At 60.9% G+C, this 1,066-nt stretch carries 3 protein-coding genes; all 3 read left to right on the top strand.

Annotated features, from left to right (window positions below):
• The coding region (locus A6302_RS23780) for a hypothetical protein (protein ID WP_210183426.1) at positions 1-324 on the top strand (324 nt) is incomplete at its 5' end.
• A gap of 20 nt (positions 325-344) precedes the next feature.
• Complete coding sequence (locus A6302_RS20440; RefSeq protein WP_069308533.1) at positions 345-533, top strand: hypothetical protein; 189 nt, start codon at positions 345-347, stop codon at positions 531-533.
• Positions 530-1,066: hypothetical protein (locus A6302_RS20435; protein ID WP_141704050.1), on the top strand; the 537-nt coding region annotated here is incomplete at its 3' end. The genes A6302_RS20440 and A6302_RS20435, both read left to right, overlap by 4 nt.

Genomic DNA, 1,066 nt, shown 5'->3' with positions numbered 1-1,066 from the left:
TTTCCGGAAGGGCGGTTCGGTCGGCGCGCGGTTCGCTATCTTGTGTTCCAGGTCGATCTTACGGCTAAGCTCGGGGCCTTCATCGCCGCACTGTTGCTCGCATGGCCATTCATCACATACTGGGATATCCTTATAGATCCGGCGTTGATCGATTTGTACATTCCTTTCATCTGCATTTATGCCATCTATTTCTGCTCCTACTACTACTTTGGAGGTCTCGGCTGCGCATTGGCTCGGCTCCTGTTCAAGACTGTGGCTCCAGCAACCAGATTGCCGAAGCAAAGGCTGACCTCGCCTGGGTCGCGGCAGTCCGTTCTTCGGTAATCGCCTCCGTGACGGCCGCTATGGCCACCTATCTGGCCAGCGCGATCGAATTGAAGCGGGAGATCGTGCCTGAACCGGACAGCGATGAAGCGGCGATGTCACAGGCCTTGCCCCGTGAAGTCGCCGCGCTCACAGCCGAACTCGGCAGGCCCCTCGCCGCTTGGCCTTCGGTCGTCCTCCCGTCCGAAGGCAGGGAGGGGATCCCATGACCCCCGCCGCTGACAGAGTCGCCAACGCTCTCCGGCGATTGCTGCCGGAGAGGGCCGACGTCGGCCTTCCGGCACTGGGTGCCCTGTTGCTGGTGAGCTATTCGCTTATGCCGACCTTCTCGACCGAGCAGCTATATTCTGGCCAGATTGCCGAAACGACCATCCTGACAAGGACTTCGGTCGAGGAACGCCTTGGCTTCGCCGTGCTTCATGCGTCAGGTGTCGCGAACTGGGCGGTCGGCACCGATGCCGACGCCGATGAAGGTCCCTACGAGATCATCTCCGGGTCCATTCTCTCCGAATGTCAGGAGAACCCCACCGACACGGACTTCACGACCCCTTTCGGCGACGTTTCGATCAATGCTCTCACGGTCGCGATCCTGGCCGCCGAGCGGTACAACCGTCCGGCGCTCATGCGTCAGGCAGAAGACAGGATGGCCGATCTCTCACTGGCTGTGACCGGCAGGATGCCTGACTATTCTGTCGGCATCGGCCAGATCCGGCTGTCCACTGCGGCGCGTGTGCTGAAGGAG

This window comes from Methylobrevis pamukkalensis, assembly GCF_001720135.1.
Classification (GTDB): Bacteria; Pseudomonadota; Alphaproteobacteria; order Rhizobiales; family Pleomorphomonadaceae; genus Methylobrevis; species Methylobrevis pamukkalensis.
The sequence above is the reverse complement of the archived record's forward strand: the minus strand, read 5'-3'. Positions and strand labels throughout refer to the sequence as shown.